This window comes from Streptomyces sp. NPDC006458 (genome assembly GCF_040612135.1).
Classification (GTDB): domain Bacteria; phylum Actinomycetota; class Actinomycetes; order Streptomycetales; family Streptomycetaceae; genus Streptomyces.
The window spans coordinates 52,613-70,730 of the sequence record NZ_JBEXPR010000015.1 but is presented as its reverse complement, the minus strand read 5'-3'; the positions used below and the strand labels follow the sequence as shown (position 1 = coordinate 70,730).

The window sequence follows — 18,118 nt, the reverse complement described above, 5'->3', positions numbered from 1 at the left end:
GTCTCTCCTCTCGCCGAGCGGTCGCTGCCGCTCAAAGGGCCTCCAGCGCATCCCTGAGCCTTTTCAGCAGGGTGATGTCGGGGTCGTCGGTAGGGGGCAGGGCCAGGCTCTGCCGGGGGTCGGGGGCGGGTGGCGGGACACCCGCGGTGATCAGGCCGAACGCGGCGAGCCGGCGCACGTCCACCAGGGTGTGGAAGGTGTGCCGCCCCAGCTCGTGGGCGATCTGCGGCGCGGTGCGCACCCCGTCCACCAGGTCCAGCACCGCGCGCTGCCGCGCGGTGGCGCCGGCCCCCGGTCCGGCCGTGTCCGCGCGCAGCAGGGGAGCGCTGTCGGCCCGCGGATCGGGCCACAGGCTCTCCAGCAGCGAGCGGCGGCGCAGCGTCTCGCGCTCCAGCGCCGCCACCGACACCGGCCGTACGGTCCCGAGCCAGTGCCCGGTGCCGTAGCGGAAGCGGCCCGGGGAGCGGCTCGGGCAGAGCGCGAAGTACCCCGCGTCGAACAGCGTGCCGGTGTGGCACACCTCCAGCGCGCCCCGGCCCAGACACCCCGCCTCCAGCAGCAGCCCGGCGGCGCCGTGGTGTTCGTCGGCCCGTTCGACCGCCGCCCGCCAGACCTCCGCCTCCAGCGTGCCGTGGGCCGGGAGCAGCACCCCGAGGCCGGGGGCGAACGGGCTCTCGGCGTGCACGACCTGCCCGTCGGCCAGGTGCAGGGAGCCGTGCTCGCGCTCCAGGGTCCCGGTGGCCCGCTCCGCCGCCAGCCGGGTCAGCATCGGGGACAGCCCGCCGGCCTGCCGCCGGGCGGATCCCTCTCGCACCGGCAGCGGAGCCGGCCGGGCAGCTTCCTTCACGGTCATCCCAGCTCCAGCCGTCCGGCCATCTCGCCCAGCCGGATCCGGGCCAGCGCGAGGTTTCCGTCCGCGCGGCCGAGCCACACGTGCAGGAACACGCTGCTGTCGAAGGACGTCCGCAGGAACCGCAGCAGGTGGTAGCTGTCCCGGTTGCTGATGATCAGGTCCTCGACCGGAGGGCCGGCCTCGTCCTCGTCGTCCTGTTCGTTCTCGGGCGCGAACGCCCGCTGTTCGGCGGCCAGCCGGGCGACCTCGGCCGCCTCGGCGGCGGCCGCCTCGTGGTCACCGCCGGGGAACTCCCCGACCGTGCCCAGGGCGAGCCCGCTCGTCCAGTCGACCAGCGAGGCTCCCTTGGCGCCGGGCAGGCGCATGGCCTCCAGCAGACATTCGTCGATTCCGGGCACCCCGGCTCCCCTCCCACCCCGTCCGGCTGAGTGAGGGAGACGCTACGCACCGTGTGCGACAGCAGTGAGGGTTCCGGCATTTTCCGGTGGAACATGCGGCGAGAGGACTAGGGTGGGTCAACTGGGCATGTGTTCATGCCTGTTGAACACCCTGGCCACTGGGGTGCGTCAACGGCGCACGGATGTGAACCCCATGGTCAGCGCGTCCGCGTGCGCCCCTCCCGACTCCGCCACGATCTCCGCGAGCGTCTGCGCCTCGCGTACGGTCGCGAAGGCCACGGAACCCGAGCCGCCCGGCGCGAAGCCGTAGACCGCCGGGCGTGCCAGGGAGTTGTAGCCGTAGTGGTGGGCGAAGTAGTACGCGCCCGTGTCCAGGGCCGCCGCGAAGTCGCCCTGCTCCAGCCGGGGCAGGGCATGGCCGCCGGCCAGCAGGTCGCCCGCGAAGCAGGCCGGTCCGGCCACGTCCTGGACGAGCGCGGGGCCCTCCTTCGGGCGGCCCTCGGCGTCGTACGCGGCGATCCGCAGGGGCCAGGAACCGGGGGCGTAGACCGTGCGGGTCGCCACCTGCACGCCCGCGTGCGTCACGGCGACGGGCCGCCCGCCCGCGGACTTGGTGTACTCCACGCGGGCCAGGATCGTGCCGTGCCTGGCGAGCAGCGAACGCCCGAACTCGGTGACCAGCCCGTAGCGCCCGTCGAACAGACCGGGAACCACCTCGCGCAGCAGCCGGGCGTACTGCGCGTAGGTCGGCGTCGTCGCGTCGGAGGCGAAGTTCACCGGCAGGCCGCCGCCGATGTCGATGGTGTCGATCTGCCGCCGCCCGAGCACGTGGTTGATCTCCTCCGCCAGGCCGTACGTCTCCGCCACGCCCTCGGCCATCAGGGACAGCGGGATGCCCTGCGACCCGGTGTGCGTGTGCAGCCGGGTCAGCCAGGGCCGCTCCCGGCAGGTGCGGATCAGCCAGTCGCGGGCGCCCTCGTCACGCAGCGCCACGCCGAACTTCGAGGTGGCCGTCGCCGTGGACAGCGCCTCGATCGCCCCCGCGCCGACCTGCGGGTTGACCCGGATGCCGAGAGGGGAGCGGCTGGGCGCGGAGCGCATCAGGGCGTCGACACGGTCCAGTTCCTGCGGGTTGTCGGCGTTGACCGCGATGCCGAGTGCGAGCGCCTCGCGCAGCTCGGCCGGGGTCTTGGCGGGGGAGTCCAGCACCATCCGCCGGGGCGGTATCCCGGCCGCACGGGCCAGCGCCAGCTCGCCGGGGCTCGCCACCTCCGCGCCCATGCCCTCCGTGTGCAGCAGCCGCAGCACCGGCACCAGCGGGGTGGCCTTCACCGCGAAGGCGTGCAGCACGGGCGTCCCCGGCGCGACGACCGCGTCGAAGGCCCTGCGCAACTCGGCCACCGACTCCCTGATCCCGACGACGTCCAGCAGCGCCACCAGGGGTGAGCCGGGCCCCAGCAGCCCCTGCTCCACGACGGCCCGCACGGCCCGGTCCCGCCGTGCCGCACGCCCCTCGTCCGGTCCGGCGCCCCGCTCGTCGTCGTCACGCCGGGCCGCGCGCTGCTCCAGGGGCGGGCCGGTCTGCTCCTCGTCGTCCCGTCGGCCACCCCACCCGCCGTCCACGCCGGGCCGCTCCGGGCGGGTGGCCCGTCCGTCGCGCCGGGCGGCCGGTTCGCCGTCGATGCCGGGCGCGCCCCGGCGGGTGGCCGGCTCCTGGCCGCCGGGCCGGTCCCGGTGGGTGGTTCGTGCGTCTCGGTCGGCGGCCTGCTCGTTCCGGCGGGTGGGCGGCTCGCCGCTGGGCCGATCGCGGTGGGTGGCCTGTTCGGGGTGGGTGGCGGGCGTGCCGTCGCCGGGCCGGTTCCGGTGGGTGGTCTGTCCGTCCGGGCCGGTGACCTCTTCGTTCCGGCCGGCGACCCCTTCGTTCCGGCCGGTGACGCGCTCGCCGTGCCGGGCGGCTCGCCTGCCGTCTACGCCGGGCTCGTCGCCGGTGGCCCGTTCGTCCCGGCTGGAGGCCCGTTCGTCCCGGCCGGTGGCCTGCGTGTCCCGGCCGGGGGCCCTCTGGCTGTCCTCGTGACCGCCCATCGCCACCTCGCCCCCGTGCTGTCGTTGTCGCTGTCTCCGGCTCCCGCTCTGTCGCCGTGCCCCGGAATCCCTGCCCCGCCGGTGCCTGGGTTCATACATCCAGCCAAACACCCCCGGCGCGGCCACGCCGGGGGGCCGATGTATTGACTAGCTCTATTCAGAGGTTCAGGATGTGAATAACGGCAGAAACATTCCGCTGGGAGCAAGCCCAAGGAGGCAGACCATGTCAGGACCCCGCCCGCCCGTCTCCCTCGGCCACCCTCAGACGAGGTCCTACGGGCCGCCCCCTGGTGGTGTCCGAGCGCCGCGCGGTACGGAACTGAGCGCCCTGGGATGGCAGCAGGAGGCCGCCCTGCGCATGCTCCAGAACAACCTGGACCCCGAGGTCGCCGAGCACCCCGACAAGCTCGTCGTCTACGGCGGCACCGGCAAGGCTGCCCGCGACTGGCGCTCCTTCGACGCGATGGTGCGCACGCTGAGGACCCTCAAGCAGGACGAGACCATGCTGGTCCAGTCCGGCCGCCCGGTCGGCGTCATGCAGACCCACGAGTGGGCCCCGCGCGTCCTGATCGCCAACTCCAACCTCGTCGGCGACTGGGCCAACTGGGAGGAGTTCCGCCGCCTGGAGGCCCTCGGCCTGACCATGTACGGCCAGATGACCGCCGGCTCCTGGATCTACATCGGCACCCAGGGCATCCTCCAGGGCACCTACGAGACCTTCGCCGCCGTCGCCGCGAAGAAGTTCGGCGGCACCCTCGCCGGGACGATCACCCTCACCGCCGGACTCGGCGGCATGGGCGGCGCCCAGCCCCTCGCAGTCACCATGAACGACGGCGTCGCGATCTGCGTCGACTGCGACCCGCGCGCCATCGAGCGCCGCATCGAGCACCGCTACCTCGACGTCAGGGCCGACAGCCTGGAGCACGCCCTCCAGCTCGCCACCGAGGCCCGCGACCAGCGCAAGCCGCTGTCCATCGGCGTCCTCGGCAACGCCGCCGAGCTGGTGCCCCAGCTCCTCGCCATGAGCGCGCCCATCGACATCGTCACCGACCAGACCTCGGCCCACGACCCGCTGGCCTACCTGCCGGTCGGCGTCGCCTTCGAGGACATGGCCGACGCCGCGGCGAAGGACCCGGCCGGCTTCACCCAGAAGGCCCGCGAGTCGATGGCCCGGCACGTCGAGGCCATGGTCGGCTTCATGGACGCCGGAGCCGAGGTCTTCGACTACGGCAACTCCATCCGCGGCGAGGCCCAGCTGGCCGGATACGACCGCGCCTTCGCCTTCCCCGGCTTCGTCCCCGCCTACATCCGCCCCCTGTTCTGCGAGGGCAAGGGCCCCTTCCGCTGGGCCGCCCTGTCCGGCGACCCCGCCGACATCGCCAAGACCGACAAGGCCATCCTCGACCTCTTCCCGGAGAACGAGTCCCTGGCCCGCTGGATCAAGCTGGCCGGCGAGCGCGTCCACTTCCAGGGCCTGCCCGCCCGCATCTGCTGGCTCGGCTACGGCGAGCGCGACAAGGCCGGCGAGCGCTTCAACGACATGGTCGCGAGCGGCGAGCTGGCCGCCCCCCTCGCCATCGGCCGCGACCACCTCGACTGCGGCTCCGTCGCCTCCCCCTACCGCGAGACCGAGGCCATGCTCGACGGCTCCGACGCGATCGCCGACTGGCCGCTGCTCAACGCCATGGTCAACGTGGCCTCCGGCGCGTCCTGGGTGTCCCTCCACCACGGCGGCGGCGTCGGTATGGGCCGCTCCATCCACGCCGGCCAAGTGACGGTCGCCGACGGCACCAGGCTCGGCGGCGAGAAGATCCGCCGCGTGCTCACCAACGACCCCGGCATGGGCGTCATCCGGCACGTGGACGCGGGCTACGACATCGCCGAGTCCGTCGCCGACGACAAGGGCGTACGCGTGCCCATGCGTGAGGGTGACCAGGCGTGACGGTCGGCGCCCGGCGGAACGAGAGCCCGCGGCCCGTACCGGGCGGGCGTTCCTTCCACGACATGTGGGCGGAGCTGCTCCCCGTCGGCCGGCACCCCGGCTCCGGCGGCTACCGCCGCCACGCCTGGACCGGCGCCGACGCCGACTGCCGGGCCTGGTTCGCCGACCAGGCCCGCGCCCGCGGACTGGCCTACGAGGTCGACCGCAACGGCAACCAGTGGGCGTGGCTCGGCGACCCCGCGGCCGGGGACGCCGTCGTCACCGGCTCGCACCTCGACTCCGTGCCCGACGGCGGGGCCTTCGACGGGCCCCTCGGCGTGGTCTCCTCCTTCGCCGCCCTGGACGAACTCCGGGGCCGGGGCGTGGAGCTCGCCAGGCCGCTGGCCGTCGTCAACTTCGGGGACGAGGAGGGCGCCCGCTTCGGCCTGGCCTGCGTCGGGTCCCGGCTCACCGCGGGAGAGCTGACCCCCGAACAGGCCCACCGGCTCACCGACGGCGACGGGATCACCCTGCCGCGCGCCATGGAGGCCGCCGGCTACGACCCCGACGCCATCGGGCCCGACCCCGAACGGCTCGCCCGCATCGGCGCGTTCGTCGAACTGCATGTGGAGCAGGGCCGGGCGCTGGACCTCAGCGGGGACGCCGTCGGCATCGCCAGTGCCATCTGGCCGCACGGACGCTGGCGCTTCGACTTCCGGGGCGAGGCCAACCACGCCGGGACCACCCGGCTGGTGGACCGCCGCGACCCGATGCTGTCGTACGCCGAGACCGTGCTCGCCGCCCGCCGCGAGGCCGAACTCGCCGGAGCCGTCGCCACCTTCGGCAAGATCTCCGTCGAGCCAGGCGGCGTCAACGCCATCCCCTCCCTGGTGCGCGGCTGGCTGGACAGCCGGGCCGCCGACCAGCGGACCCTCGACACCGTGGTCGACGGCATCGAGAAGGCCGCCCGGGAGTACGCCGACCGGCACGGCGTCGACCTCGCCGTCATCCGGGAGTCCTTCACACCGGTCGTCGAGTTCGACCACGCCCTGCGCGACGAACTGGGCCGCGTCCTCGGCAAGGACACCGGCCTGACCGTCCCCGTCCTGGGCACGGGCGCGGGACACGACGCCGGGATCCTCTCCGGGTGCATCCCGACCGCCATGCTGTTCGTGCGCAACCCCACGGGCGTCTCGCACTCCCCGGCCGAGAACGCGGCCGAGGACGACTGCCTGGCCGGGGTGACCGCCCTCGCCGACGTACTGGAAGGACTGGCCTGCCGGTGACCAAGGGGACCTACTGGTTGGAGCACGCCTGGCTGGGCACCCATGTGGAGCCCGGTGTCGTCGTCACCGCGTCCGTCAGCGGCTCCGCCGCGGGCGCGGACGGCCGGATCACGAGCGTCCGCACCGGCGTCGACGCCCCGCCGCCCGGCGCGGAGATCCTGCGCGGACTGACCCTGCCGGGCCTGGCGAACTCCCACTCGCACGCCTTCCACCGCGCCCTGCGCGGCACCGTCCAGGTCGGCAGCGGCACCTTCTGGACCTGGCGGGAGGTCATGTACTCCGTGGCCGACCGGCTCACCCCGGACAGCTACCGCGACCTCGCCCGCGCGGTCTACGCCGAGATGGCCCTCGCCGGCATCACCTCGGTCGGCGAGTTCCACTACGTCCACCACGCCCCCGGCGGCACGGCCTACGCCGACCCCAACGCCATGGGCGAGGCACTGATCGCGGCCGCGGCCGAGGCGGGCATCCGGATCACCCTCCTCGACACCTGCTACCTCTCCGCCGGCTTCGGCAAGGAGCCCGACCGGCACCAGCGGCGGTTCTCCGACGGCAGCGCGGAGGCCTGGGCCGAACGCTGTTCACTTCTCAAGGAACACGATCACGCGCGGATCGGCGCGGCCGTCCACTCCGTACGGGCCGTGCCCGCGGACCAGTTGGCGACCGTGGCGCGCTGGGCCGAGGAGCGGCGGGCCCCGCTGCATGTGCACCTGTCCGAGCAGACCGCCGAGAACGACGCCTGCCAGGACGCCCACGGGTGCACGCCGACGCGGCTGCTCGCCGAGCACGGGGTGCTCGGGCCGCGCACCACCGGCGTCCACAACACCCACCTCACCGACGAGGACATCGCCCTGATCGGCGACAGCGGCACCGGCACCTGCATGTGCCCGACCACCGAACGCGACCTTGCCGACGGCACCGGACCCGCCGTCGCCCTCCAGCGGCAGGGCTCCCCGCTCTCCCTCGGCTCCGACAGCCACGCCGTGATCGACCTGCTCGAAGAGGCACGCGCGATGGAGCTGAACGAGCGGCTGCGCACCCGCACCCGAGGCCACTGGACCGCCGCCGCCCTGCTGCGCGCGGCCACCGCGGACGGCCACGCCGCCCTCGGCTGGGACGAGGCCGGACGCATCGAGCAGGGCGCGCTCGCCGACCTCACCACCCTCGCCCTCGACTCGGTCAGGACCGCGGGCCCGCTGCCCCGGCTCGGCGCCGAGACGGCCGTATTCGCGGCGACCGCGGCGGACGTACGGCACACCGTCGTGGGCGGACGGCACGTCGTCCGGGACGGGGCGCACACGCTCGTGCCCGATGTGCCGGCAGCCCTCGCCAGGGCCGTCGCGGCCCTGCGCGCCTGACGGACGGCCGCCCCACGCCCACCGACTCGACACCCACCGACGCCCACGAGGACACGATGAGCAGCACCGTCATCACCAACATCGCCACGCTGGTCACCAACGACCCCTCCCTCGGTGACTGCTCCCCGCTCGGCCTGATCCGCGACGCGGCCCTGGTCGTCGACGGCGACCGCGTCGTCTGGGCCGGTGAGTCAAGCAAAGCACCCGCCACTGACAACCGGGTCGACGCCCGCGGCCGGGCCGTGATCCCGGGGTTCGTCGACTCCCACTCGCACCTGGTGTTCGCGGGCGACCGCACCGAGGAGTTCAACGCCCGTATGTCCGGGCGGCCGTACAGCGCGGGCGGTATCCGCACGACCGTCGCCGCCACCCGCGCCGCGAGCGACGCCGAGCTGGAGGCGAACCTCACCCGGCACCTCGCCGAGGCGCTGCGCCAGGGCACGACCACCTTCGAGACCAAGTCGGGCTACGGCCTCACCGTCGAGGACGAGGCCCGCGCCCTGCGCGTCGCCGCCGCGCACACCGACGAGGTCACCTACCTCGGCGCCCACATCGTCTCCCCCGACTACGCCGACGACCCGGCCGGCTATGTCGCCCTGGTCACCGGCGAGATGCTCGACGCCTGCGCCCCGCACGCCCGCTGGATCGACGTGTTCTGCGAGAAGGGCGCCTTCGACGGCGACCAGGCCCGCGCGATCCTCACCGCGGGCAAGGCCCGGGGCCTGCACCCGCGCGTGCACGCCAACCAGCTGTCCTACGGCCCCGGCGTGCAGCTCGCCGTCGAGCTCGACGCGGCCAGCGCCGACCACTGCACCCACCTCACGGACGCGGACGTGGACGCCCTCGCGGGCAGCCGTACGGTCGCCACCCTGCTGCCCGGCGCCGAGTTCTCCACCCGCGCCGAATGGCCCGACGCCCGGCGCCTGATCGACGCCGGGGTCACGGTCGCCCTGTCCACCGACTGCAACCCGGGCTCGTCGTACACCTCGTCCGTGCCGTTCTGCATCGCGCTCGCCGTACGGGACATGGGCATGACCCCGGACGAGGCCGTCTGGTCGGCCACCGCGGGCGGCGCCGCGGCCCTGCGCCGCGACGACATCGGCCGCCTCGCCCCCGGCGCCCGCGCCGACCTGGCGTTCCTGGACGCGCCCAGCCATGTCCACCTGGCCTACCGGCCGGGCGTGCCGCTGGTCGGCGAGGTGTGGCGGAGCGGCGCGAAGGCCGTCTGACCGGGCGGGGACCGGCGCGGGGGCCGGGTTTCCTCAGCCGGTCCGCCCGGCGTGCCACCGCTGGGTGGCGCTCCCGCCGTCCTCGCCGGTCCAGTCGAACCACAGGCCGTCGTCCGAGCCGTACGCGGTGAGCGCCGTGTAGGGCGCGACGTACGGGCGGACCACGCCGTCGTCGTCCACCGCGAACATCAGGTTCCGGCCGTTGCTGCCGTAGACCGAGTCGCAGGTCCAGATGCCGGCGCCGCGGTCGTCCGAGCCTCGGCTGTCCAGGCAGAAGTCGTCGTCGGCGTAGGCCTGGAGGACCTGGCGCTCGGCGTCGTAGCGCCACAGCTGGGTGTCGGAGCCGGAACACGGGGCCGCGATCACGTCGTTGCCCTTGTCGAACCAGCCGTCCGCGATGTCCAGGCAGCGGCCGGTGGCGTCGTTGACCACCTGGGCGTAGGTGCCGTTCGGCGCGTGCGCGGGCGGCGGCGGGGGAGGCTTCGGCGCGGCGGTCGTCGGCCGCGGACGCGCGGAGGTGGGCGACGGGGTCGGGGTCGGCTTCGGCGACGGTGACGTGCGGGTCTTCGAGGGAGTGGGCGAGGGCGACGGCGAGGGGGTCACCGACACGGTCGCGGTCACCGTCACCGCGGGTGCCGGCGGCGGCGTGTACCTGGTGTGCGCGGCGGCGTTCTGCGCGGGCGGATCACCCGGCGAGAGCAGGAACAGCAGCAGCGGCGCGAGCGCCACACCCAGCGCGGCCGAGGCGAGCGCGAACCGCCGCGAGGCCGGCCAGGCCCGGGCGGCCTCCGCCACCGACCCGCGACCCGCGGGACCCTTCCCGGCCGCCGGCCCGCGACCGGCCCTACCCGCCCAGGCCGCCGGCCCGGGAGCAGTACCCCAGCCGCCCCGGCCCGCGCCGGACGTCCCACCGGAGGCTGAACCGGAGCCCGCGGCGGATGCGCTCCCCGGGCCGTCCCAGCCGGACGCGCTGTAGGCGCCGAGCGCGCCCGCCCCGGCCGCCCGACCCGCGCCGTGCGCGGCCCGCCGCCCGGGCATATGTGCCCGGCCGCCCGCCTCCACCGAAGTCCCGGCCTGCGCCCCGGTCGTGGAGGCCGCCCCGAAGGCGTCCCTCCCACCGCGCTCCGCCGCGCCCGCGTACGCCGCTCCCCACCACGGCAGCAGCCCCTCCGCCAGCGCCGCCCGCGGAGTGTCCCGCAGCGCGCACTGCTCCTCGTAGGCCATCGTGCAGTGCGGGCACTGCGTCATGTGCGTGGCGAGGTCGAGGCTGTGGCGGGGGGAGTCCGGGCGTACGGACTCCTCGATCAGACGGCGGAAGTCCTGGCAGTCGGGGTCGTGGGAGTCGGCCAGGCGGGTGCGCAGGGCGGCTCCGGCCAGGGCCGGGATTGCGCGTTCGACGCCCCAGACCATGTCGGCGCGGCTCATCCCGAGCAGCAGGGCGGTGCGCTCCTCGGCCTCCCGCTCGACGAGCCCGTACCAGATCAGGCCCTGGGTGCGCGGCGGCAGCGAGTGGAACGCCCTGAGCAGGGGCGGTACGGGTCCGTCCGGTCCGGCCGCGTCGAGCACGAGCCGCAGGGCCGGGTCGAGCCCGACCGCGCGCTCCTCGGCCGCCCACTGCCCGGCGACGTGCGCGGCCAGGAGCAGCAGCCGGTGACGTACGGGCGTACCGGAATCGGCGCCCTGCGCGGTCTCGCGGGCGGCCGAGGCGAAGGCGTGAGCGGCGAGTTGGCGGGCGACGGCGTCGCTGACGGTGCTCAGACGGGCGTAGGCGAGCACGGACTCGCGATGGCGGGCGCGCAGTTCGCGCAAGGCCGGGTACGCCGTCGTGCTGCCGGTGCGCAGCAGTTCCGTCAGCCGGGCGTCCTCGGCGCCCGCGTACTCGCTCCCGCTGTCAACGGCCCCGGCCTCGTTGCCGGTTCCCTCGGCCCGCGCCATCACCAAGCCTCCTCGCGTCCCCGTCCCTGGAGTGCACACCCCGCCCATAACTGACTTACTGGCCAGTCGGTTTGGGGGTGCCCATAGTGGTGGACCCGCTCGGGCGGGAAAAGAGGTTTCCCCGGGTAACCGGGGAGAACAAGGATGCGGTCCGATAACGGCCCCGGGGGCGGTCCGACCGATCGAACCACCCCCGAGAACCCGTACACGCAACGCTTCCGCGGTGCTGGCGCGCGAGCCCCGACACGGCAGATCCGGACACGCGGGCCCGCCGCGGGCGGGCCAGGACACGCGAGGTCCGGCACGGCGGACCCGGACACGAGACCCGGACGCGAGGCCCGGACGCGAGGCCCGGACGAGGACCGCCCTCCGGCCGGAGAGAGGTCAGTCCTCGACCGTCAGCCCATTGCGCAGCCGCCCCAGCGTCCGCGACAGCAGCCGGGACACATGCATCTGCGAGATGCCCAGTTCCTCGCCGATCTCCGACTGGGTCATGCCCGCCACGAACCGCAGGGACAGGATCTTCCGGTCGCGCGGCGGCAGTTCGGCGATCAGCGGCTTCAACGACTCGACGTACTCGATGCCTTCGAGTCCGTGGTCCTCGTAGCCGATGCGGTCGGCGAGCGCGCCCTCGGAGTCGTCCTCCTCGGGCTGGGCGTCCAGCGAGCTGGCCGTGTAGGCGTTGGAGGCGGCCATGCCCTCGACGACCTCGTCGTGGCTCAGCCCCAGATGCTCGGCGAGCTCCGCCACCGTCGGCGCGCGGTCCAGCCGCTGGGCCAGTTCGTCACCGGCCCTGGCCAGGTCGAGCCGCAGTTCCTGAAGGCGGCGCGGGACGCGCACGGACCACGAGGTGTCGCGGAAGAAGCGTTTGATCTCACCGATGATGGTCGGCATCGCGAAAGTGGGGAACTCGACCCCTCGGGTGAGTTCGAAGCGGTCGATCGCCTTGATCAGACCGATCGTGCCGACCTGGACGATGTCCTCCATCGGCTCGCTGCGCGAACGGAAGCGGGAGGCGGCGAACTTGACGAGCGCGAGGTTGAGCTCGACCAGGGTGTTGCGGACGTACGCGTGTTCGTGCGTGCCCTCTTCGAGGGACTCCAGCCGCTCGAAGAGGGTCTTGGACAAAGCCCGCGCGTCCACCGGTCCCACCTCGTCGTACGGGGGGATCTCCGGAAGACCGGCGAGCGCGTCGTCGCCCGCGTCGGTCGTGGGGGTGATGGGTTCCAGGTGTTCCGGAGCGGGTGTCGACGTCGCCGTGGCCGTGGGGGTGTGCGATGCGTCGAGCCGGGGTGACATGGTGTCCTCCATCGTTCTCGGCATAAGGCTGCCGGAGCCAGAGAGTGCACTGCGGTGTGCGGCGCCTCCAAAGCCGGCCGTGTCGGTTGCGTGTCTCTACTAGCCCTACCCGCTTTTCGATGGCCGCCGCAAGTGTGTTACGTGGGGTTATGTCCTTTTCGTTGCGGTTGTTCGGGTGTCAGAGAGTGTGAGGAAGGCGTAGTGTTCGAGGGCGTCAATCGGCAGCGACGACCTCGGGAGAGAGACGGCATGGACCACGGGACGGTCGGCAGTGCGCAGTCGGGCCGGCTTCTGGTGGAGGTGCGGCAGGAGGGCTCCAGCGCGGTCGTGACACCGGCGGGTGAGCTCGATCACCACACCGCCGACCTGCTGCGCGTACCCCTGGAGGACTGCCTGGACCGGGGCCTTGGTCGGCTGGTCGTCGACTGCTCCCGGCTGGAGTTCTGCGACTCCACCGGGCTGAACGTCCTGCTCGGCGCCCGGCTGAAGGCCGAGGCCGCCGGAGGGGGCGTCCATCTCGCCGGGATGCTGCCCGTGGTCGCCCGGGTCTTCGAGATCACCGGCGCGGACGCGGTCTTCACTGTCCATGACACGCTCGACGCCGCGCTGGCCGACGAGTCCGGCTGAGCCGGAGGGCGCGGCCGGGCCGGAATATCCGGTCGGGCCGGAAAGTCCGGGTGTTCCGCCGCGCCGCCCGGGCAGGAGACCCCTTGAACATGACGGCGGCAACCGCGCAGCCGCGGGTTTTCTGTAGGGACTTCTGAATCGTGATCTGGTGAATCGGTGAGGTGAAGCGCTGATGAGCACCACCCGGCCGTACTCGCCGGGCTCCGAAGAGCCCAGCGGCGCTTCCGGCGCGTCCGCGGTGTCCGGTGAGCCCGGGGTCGTCGAGGGCCGACAGGTCCGCCGACTGGGCTTCGAGGGGCAGGCCGGCGTCGTGCCGCTGGCCCGTGACTTCGCCCGCCAGGCGCTGTACGCGTGGGGCTGGCTGCCGGCCGCGTCCGCGGACCGGCGGGCCGTCGCGGAGGATGTGCTGCTCGTCGTGTCGGAACTGGTCACCAACGCGTGTCTGCACGCGGAGGGACCGGACGTGATGTGGATCGCCTGTGACGACAAGGTGATCCGCGTCGAGGTGTCCGACAAGGGCACCGGCCAGCCGGCACCCCGCACGCCCCACCGCGCCGGGCGGCCCGGGGGCCACGGCATGTTCATCGTCCAGCGGCTCTGCCTGGACTGGGGCGTCGTACGCACGCCTGGAGTGACGGGGAAGACGGTGTGGGCCGAGCTGGGAGCCCCTGCCTGACGCCCGTGAGGGCGCGGGCCGCGCGGCCTGACTCCTGTGTGGGCGCGGGACGCCCGGTCTGACTCCTGTGGGTGTGTAAGCCCGCCCGGTCTGACCCCTGTGTGTGCGCGGTTCGCCCGGTCTGACCCCTGCGGGTGTGTAAGCCTGCCCGGTCTGACTCCTGTGTGTGCGCGGTTCGCCCGATCTGACCCCTGCGGGTGTGCAAGCCCGCCGTGTCCGACCCCGGTGGGCGCGCACGCTGTCCGCTCCTGCGCCTGTCGGCGCGCACGCTGTCCGGTCTGGATCCCCGTGGGTGCGCGAGCCGCCCTCCTGTGGGCCCGCACGCCATCCGCCCTGGCCCCTGCGGGTGCGTACGCCCGTCCGCTCTGACTCCCGTCGGTGCGCACGCCCGTCCCCCACGACTCCTGTGGGCGCGCAAGCCCCCGGCGGGCCCCGCTTGTGCGGGTGGTGCCGTCGCGCGAGCCGGCCTCCCGCGCGGGCGCGGGCCGTCCCGACATCTCCCCGCCCCACGTCCCCGAGTGCGCTTCTCTTCCCTCTTGTTGCCCGCGGGCGTACCTTGACAGCCGATCTGATGCTCCATCAGGAATGGGGGTACGCCCATGTCGTACCGGAAGGGAATCGTCGCGGTCCTGGCCGGATCGGCGGTGCTGGTGGGCGCTCCCGGCGCCCGGGCCGAGGTCGTCGACGTCACAGAAGTCGGTCATGGACAGCCCCGCCGAGATCCCCGCGAACTCGGTGGAGCCGTCGATGGACGTGGTCCTCGGCGGCGCCGACCGGGGCACGGTCCATGTGACGGGTCCGGCCGACTCCGAGGCGGTCAAGGCCGGCGAGCCGATCGAGATCCCCGACCTGAAGGGCACCTACAAGCCCGGCGCGAGCGGCGAGTCCACCCTCGCTCCGGGCGTGCTGGTCATCAAGGCCCTCGGCACGACGACCACCTGCACCCCGCGGAAGACCGAGGTCTCCCTGACCCTGGACACCGCGGCCCAGCCGGGCGGGGCCTCAGGAGGCGGCGGTTCTGGTTCCGCGAGCGGGGGTTCGGCCGCGGGCACGGCGACCGGCGGCGGCCTGGCGGAGACGGGGGCGAGCGACCACGGCGCCCTGAAGGCCCTCGGCCTGGTGGCGGGCACGGCCCTGCTCCTCGGTGCGGCCACGTTCACCTTCCTGCCCAGGCGCGGGTGACCGACCGGGCGCCGGGCCGGTCAACGGCGGAGGGCCGCCGTATCCCCCTCGGATACGGCGGCCCTCCGCTCAAGCGAGCCCGGACTAGCGAACGCTGCCCATGAGCTCCTTGACCTTGTTGCGGTACATCCACACCGCGACACCGGCGACCACGGCCAGGGTCGCCTCCAGCGCGACGACGCCCGTCTTGTTGAGGTCGACACCGGCGATGGAGAGCAGACCGGTCGTGGCGTCACCCGCGGTGACGGCCAGGAACCAGACACCCATCATCTGCGAGGCGTACTTCGCGGGGGCCATCTTCGTCGTCACCGACAGGCCGACCGGCGAGAGCAGCAGCTCACCCACGGTCTGCACGAAGTAGATCGCCACCAGCCACATCGCGGCCGCCTTGTGACCGCCCTCGGCGATCGACAGCGGGGCGAGGAAGACGAAGAAGGACGCGCCGACCAGGACCAGACCCGAGGCGAACTTCACGATCGTGCTCGGCTCCTTGCCGCGCCGGTTCAGCGCCAGCCAGATCCAGGCGAAGACCGGGGCCAGGGCCATGATCAGGACCGGGTTGACCGACTGGTACCAGGAGACCGGGAACTCCCAGCCGAAGACGGTGTTCTCGGCGGAGGAGTCGGCGAAGATCGACAGGGTCGAACCGCCCTGGTCGTAGATCATCCAGAAGACGGCGGCGGCGACGAAGAACCAGATGTACGCCGACATCGACTTCTGCTCGGTGCCGTCGAGCTCCTTGTCGCGCTTGATGCGGACCAGCACCAGCGTCGGGATGATCACGCCGAGCAGGGTCAGCGGGACCAGGATCCAGTTCAGCGTGTAGGAGCCGGAGAAGCCGACGATGGCGTAGAAGACCACGGCGATGCCGGCCCAGATGGCGGCCTTGCGCAGCGTGGACGCCTTCTCCTGGGCGGTCAGCGGCTTCGGCACGACGCTGGAGCGCTCGGCCAGGTTGCGGCTGCCCAGCAGGAACTGACCCAGGCCCAGGGCCATGCCGAGCGCGGCGAGGGCGAAGCCCAGGTGCCAGTTGACGTTCTCACCGATGGTGCCGATGACCAACGGGGCGGCGAAGGCACCGAGGTTGATGCCCATGTAGAAGACCGTGAAGCCACCGTCGCGGCGCGGGTCGTCCGGGCCGTCGTAGAGGTGGCCGACCATCGTGGAGATGTTGGCCTTCAGCAGACCCGAGCCGATGGCGACCAGGCCGAGACCGGCGTAGAAGGTGCCGGAGGCGGGGAGGGCCAGGGTGAGGTGGCCGAGCATGATGACCGCGCCGGCGACGGCGACGGTCTTGCGCGGGCCCCAGACCCGGTCGCCGAACCAGCCGCCCGGCATCGCCAGCAGGTACACCAGCGAGACGTACACGGAGTAGATCGCCGTGGCCGTGGCCGCGTCGAGGTGCAGGCCGCCCGGGGCGACGAGGTACAGCGGGAGCAGTGCCCTCATGCCGTAGTAGGAGAATCGCTCCCACATCTCGGCCATGAAGAGGGTGGCCAGGCCGCGGGGGTGGCCGAGGAAGGTCTTCTCGGAACCGGGGGTGCCCGGACGGACCGAGTCCTTCGTCAGGCTGGACGCCATGGGTCGTTCCTTGCTTGCTCGGGGCACGTGGGTGGTGGGGGTCCCCCCGGCCCGAGCGAATGCGAGGGCTGGGGGAGTTGCGCGCCCGGTGGGGCGGCCGGCACCGGCGTGATCGGGCCGTCCGCCCCCACGCCCAGGGGGAGTCCGCCCCGGGTCACGGGACGGTGGACGGTGACCACCGGGATCCACGCCTCTCGCACGCTGTCGCGCTGTGAGGCCCGGCCACAGGTCATTCCTTTCAAGGCCGGCGCGAGCCGACCCGCACACAAAAGAGACCCTCGGCGTCAAGTCGGCGCCAAAGGTCCCTGCGGTGCTACAGGCGTTGAATCACCATACGGCAGTGCAGTGCCGGATATGAAAGGACTTGAGATATGGATCACAGGCGATCATGGAACCGTGGGGCCCCATTCGAATGCGATCGGAGGGATGCGAGTCTCAATCATAGGTTCGTACCATGGTGACCAACGGCGTGAATCCGTCATGCCGGACAAGTCGGAGGGTAAGAATCCGACGTGGCGATCTCACCTCGGCGGCCCCGCCAGGCGGACTACCATCAGGTCATGACCCGTGTACTGCTCGCCGAGGACGACGCGTCCATCTCGGAGCCCCTGGCCCGCGCGCTGCGCCGGGAGGGGTACGAGGTCGAGGTGCGTGAGGACGGCCCGACCGCGCTCGACGCGGGCATCCAGGGTGGTATCGACCTGGTCGTCCTGGACCTCGGACTACCCGGCATGGACGGTCTGGAGGTCGCCCGCCGGCTGCGTGCCGAGGGTCACACCGTGCCGATCCTGATCCTCACCGCCCGTGCCGACGAGGTGGACACGGTCGTCGGGCTGGACGCGGGGGCGGACGACTACGTCACCAAGCCGTTCCGGCTCGCCGAGTTGCTCGCCCGGGTCCGGGCCCTGCTGCGGCGCGGTTCCGCGGAGCCGCAGCAGCCGCCTGCGACGCATGGGGTGCGGATCGACGTGGAGTCGCATCGGGCGTGGATGGGGGACGAGGAACTCCAGCTCACGGCCAAGGAGTTCGATCTGCTGCGGGTGCTCGTGCGGGACGCCGGACGGGTTGTCACGCGGGATCAGCTGATGCGTGAGGTGTGGGACACGACGTGGTGGTCGTCGACCAAGACGCTCGACATGCACATCTCCTGGCTGCGGAAGAAGCTGGGGGATGACGCGGCGAACCCTCGGTACATCGCCACTGTGCGGGGTGTGGGGTTCCGCTTCGAGAAGAGCTGAGTGCCGTCGGCGGTTGCCGGTGGTGCGTCTGCGGGGTTGGTGTGCGTGCGCGGCCGCGGGTCGCCGTCGACTCGTCGCCCCCGCGCGGCGGTAGCGGTAGATCGATGCGGCCGGCCCCGCGCCCCTGGGGTAGCTGTTGCCATCGTTCGGCTGCGGGCCCTCGGGAGCCTCGCACGGCAGAGGCCAACCGCCCAAGGGGCGCGAGGAACTGCGCGACAAGCCCGTGACGACCTGCGGCCGATCGGCGACGGCAACCGCCTGAGGGGCGCGGGGAACTGCGCGACAAGCCCGTGACGACCTGCGGCCGATCGGCGACGGCAACCCCTTCAGGGGCGCGGGGAACTGCGCGACAAGCCTGTGACGACCTGCGGCCGATCGGCGACGGCAACCCCTTCAGGGGCGCGGGGAACTGCGCGACAAGCCTGTGACGACCTGCGGCCGATCGGCGACGGC

The 18,118-nt window shown here is 73.0% G+C and carries 13 protein-coding genes and 1 pseudogene; 8 read left to right on the top strand and 6 right to left on the bottom strand.

Annotation, left to right across the window (positions count from 1 at the left end; translation table 11 throughout):
* Positions 1-31: 31 nt before the first annotated feature.
* The 3 genes from ABZZ79_RS21195 to ABZZ79_RS21185 all read right to left on the bottom strand — a co-directional run bounded on the left by ABZZ79_RS21195 (position 32) and on the right by ABZZ79_RS21185 (position 2,820).
* Positions 32-853, bottom strand: coding sequence for a transcriptional regulator (locus ABZZ79_RS21195; protein WP_356690922.1), 822 nt, complete (start codon positions 851-853; stop codon positions 32-34).
* Positions 850-1,251 carry a hypothetical protein gene (locus ABZZ79_RS21190; protein WP_356690921.1) on the bottom strand — a complete coding sequence of 134 codons (402 nt, stop codon included), beginning with the start codon at positions 1,249-1,251 and terminating at the stop codon, positions 850-852. Before ABZZ79_RS21190 ends, ABZZ79_RS21195 begins: the two co-directional genes overlap by 4 nt.
* Positions 1,252-1,419: 168 nt before the next feature.
* On the bottom strand, positions 1,420-2,820 hold the full coding sequence (locus ABZZ79_RS21185; protein WP_356691166.1) for a diaminopimelate decarboxylase: 1,401 nt from the start codon (positions 2,818-2,820) through the stop codon (positions 1,420-1,422).
* A 736-nt stretch (positions 2,821-3,556) separates the two neighbouring features.
* On the opposite strand from ABZZ79_RS21185, the gene hutU reads away from it, so the two are divergent.
* From hutU to hutI, 4 genes are all read left to right on the top strand, one after another.
* Positions 3,557-5,275 carry a urocanate hydratase gene (gene hutU, locus ABZZ79_RS21180; RefSeq protein ID WP_356690920.1) on the top strand — a complete coding sequence of 573 codons (1,719 nt, stop codon included), beginning with the start codon at positions 3,557-3,559 and terminating at the stop codon, positions 5,273-5,275.
* Positions 5,276-5,337: 62 nt separating this feature from the next.
* Positions 5,338-6,540 (top strand): allantoate amidohydrolase, encoded by a 1,203-nt coding sequence (locus tag ABZZ79_RS21175; protein ID WP_356691164.1) that lies wholly within the window; start codon positions 5,338-5,340, stop codon positions 6,538-6,540.
* Positions 6,537-7,898 (top strand): formimidoylglutamate deiminase, encoded by a 1,362-nt coding sequence (locus tag ABZZ79_RS21170; RefSeq protein WP_356690918.1) that lies wholly within the window; start codon positions 6,537-6,539, stop codon positions 7,896-7,898. The genes ABZZ79_RS21175 and ABZZ79_RS21170 overlap by 4 nt, the downstream gene beginning before the upstream one ends.
* A 56-nt stretch (positions 7,899-7,954) precedes the next feature.
* Complete coding sequence (gene hutI, locus ABZZ79_RS21165) at positions 7,955-9,127, top strand: imidazolonepropionase (RefSeq protein ID WP_356690916.1); 1,173 nt, start codon at positions 7,955-7,957, stop codon at positions 9,125-9,127.
* A 33-nt stretch (positions 9,128-9,160) separates the two neighbouring features.
* On the opposite strand, the gene ABZZ79_RS21160 is transcribed toward hutI, so the two are convergent.
* Entirely contained in the window at positions 9,161-11,062 is a 1,902-nt protein-coding gene (locus tag ABZZ79_RS21160) for an RICIN domain-containing protein (protein ID WP_356690914.1), read from the bottom strand.
* Between the two features lie 384 nt (positions 11,063-11,446).
* Positions 11,447-12,373, bottom strand: a complete 927-nt coding sequence (locus ABZZ79_RS21155; RefSeq protein WP_356690912.1) for an RNA polymerase sigma factor SigF — start codon at positions 12,371-12,373, stop codon at positions 11,447-11,449.
* Positions 12,374-12,610: 237 nt separating this feature from the next.
* Here ABZZ79_RS21155 and ABZZ79_RS21150 point away from each other — a divergent pair, with 237 nt between their 5' ends.
* From ABZZ79_RS21150 to ABZZ79_RS21140, 3 genes and pseudogenes are all read left to right on the top strand, one after another.
* Positions 12,611-12,988 (top strand): STAS domain-containing protein, encoded by a 378-nt coding sequence (locus ABZZ79_RS21150; RefSeq protein WP_356690911.1) that lies wholly within the window; start codon positions 12,611-12,613, stop codon positions 12,986-12,988.
* A gap of 172 nt (positions 12,989-13,160) precedes the next feature.
* Positions 13,161-13,664 carry an ATP-binding protein gene (locus ABZZ79_RS21145; RefSeq protein WP_356690909.1) on the top strand — a complete coding sequence of 168 codons (504 nt, stop codon included), beginning with the start codon at positions 13,161-13,163 and terminating at the stop codon, positions 13,662-13,664.
* A 690-nt stretch (positions 13,665-14,354) separates the two neighbouring features.
* A pseudogene (locus tag ABZZ79_RS21140) lies at positions 14,355-14,846 on the top strand (hypothetical protein); the annotation flags it as partial.
* Between the two features lie 84 nt (positions 14,847-14,930).
* Here ABZZ79_RS21140 and ABZZ79_RS21135 read toward each other — a convergent pair.
* Positions 14,931-16,427 (bottom strand): oligopeptide:H+ symporter, encoded by a 1,497-nt coding sequence (locus tag ABZZ79_RS21135; RefSeq protein WP_356690907.1) that lies wholly within the window; start codon positions 16,425-16,427, stop codon positions 14,931-14,933.
* A 560-nt stretch (positions 16,428-16,987) separates the two neighbouring features.
* Between ABZZ79_RS21135 and ABZZ79_RS21130 the strand changes: the two genes are divergently transcribed.
* The gene (locus ABZZ79_RS21130) at positions 16,988-17,665 is read left to right on the top strand and encodes a response regulator transcription factor (protein ID WP_356690905.1); all 678 of its coding nucleotides are present in this window, start codon (positions 16,988-16,990) and stop codon (positions 17,663-17,665) included.
* Positions 17,666-18,118 lie beyond the last annotated feature (453 nt).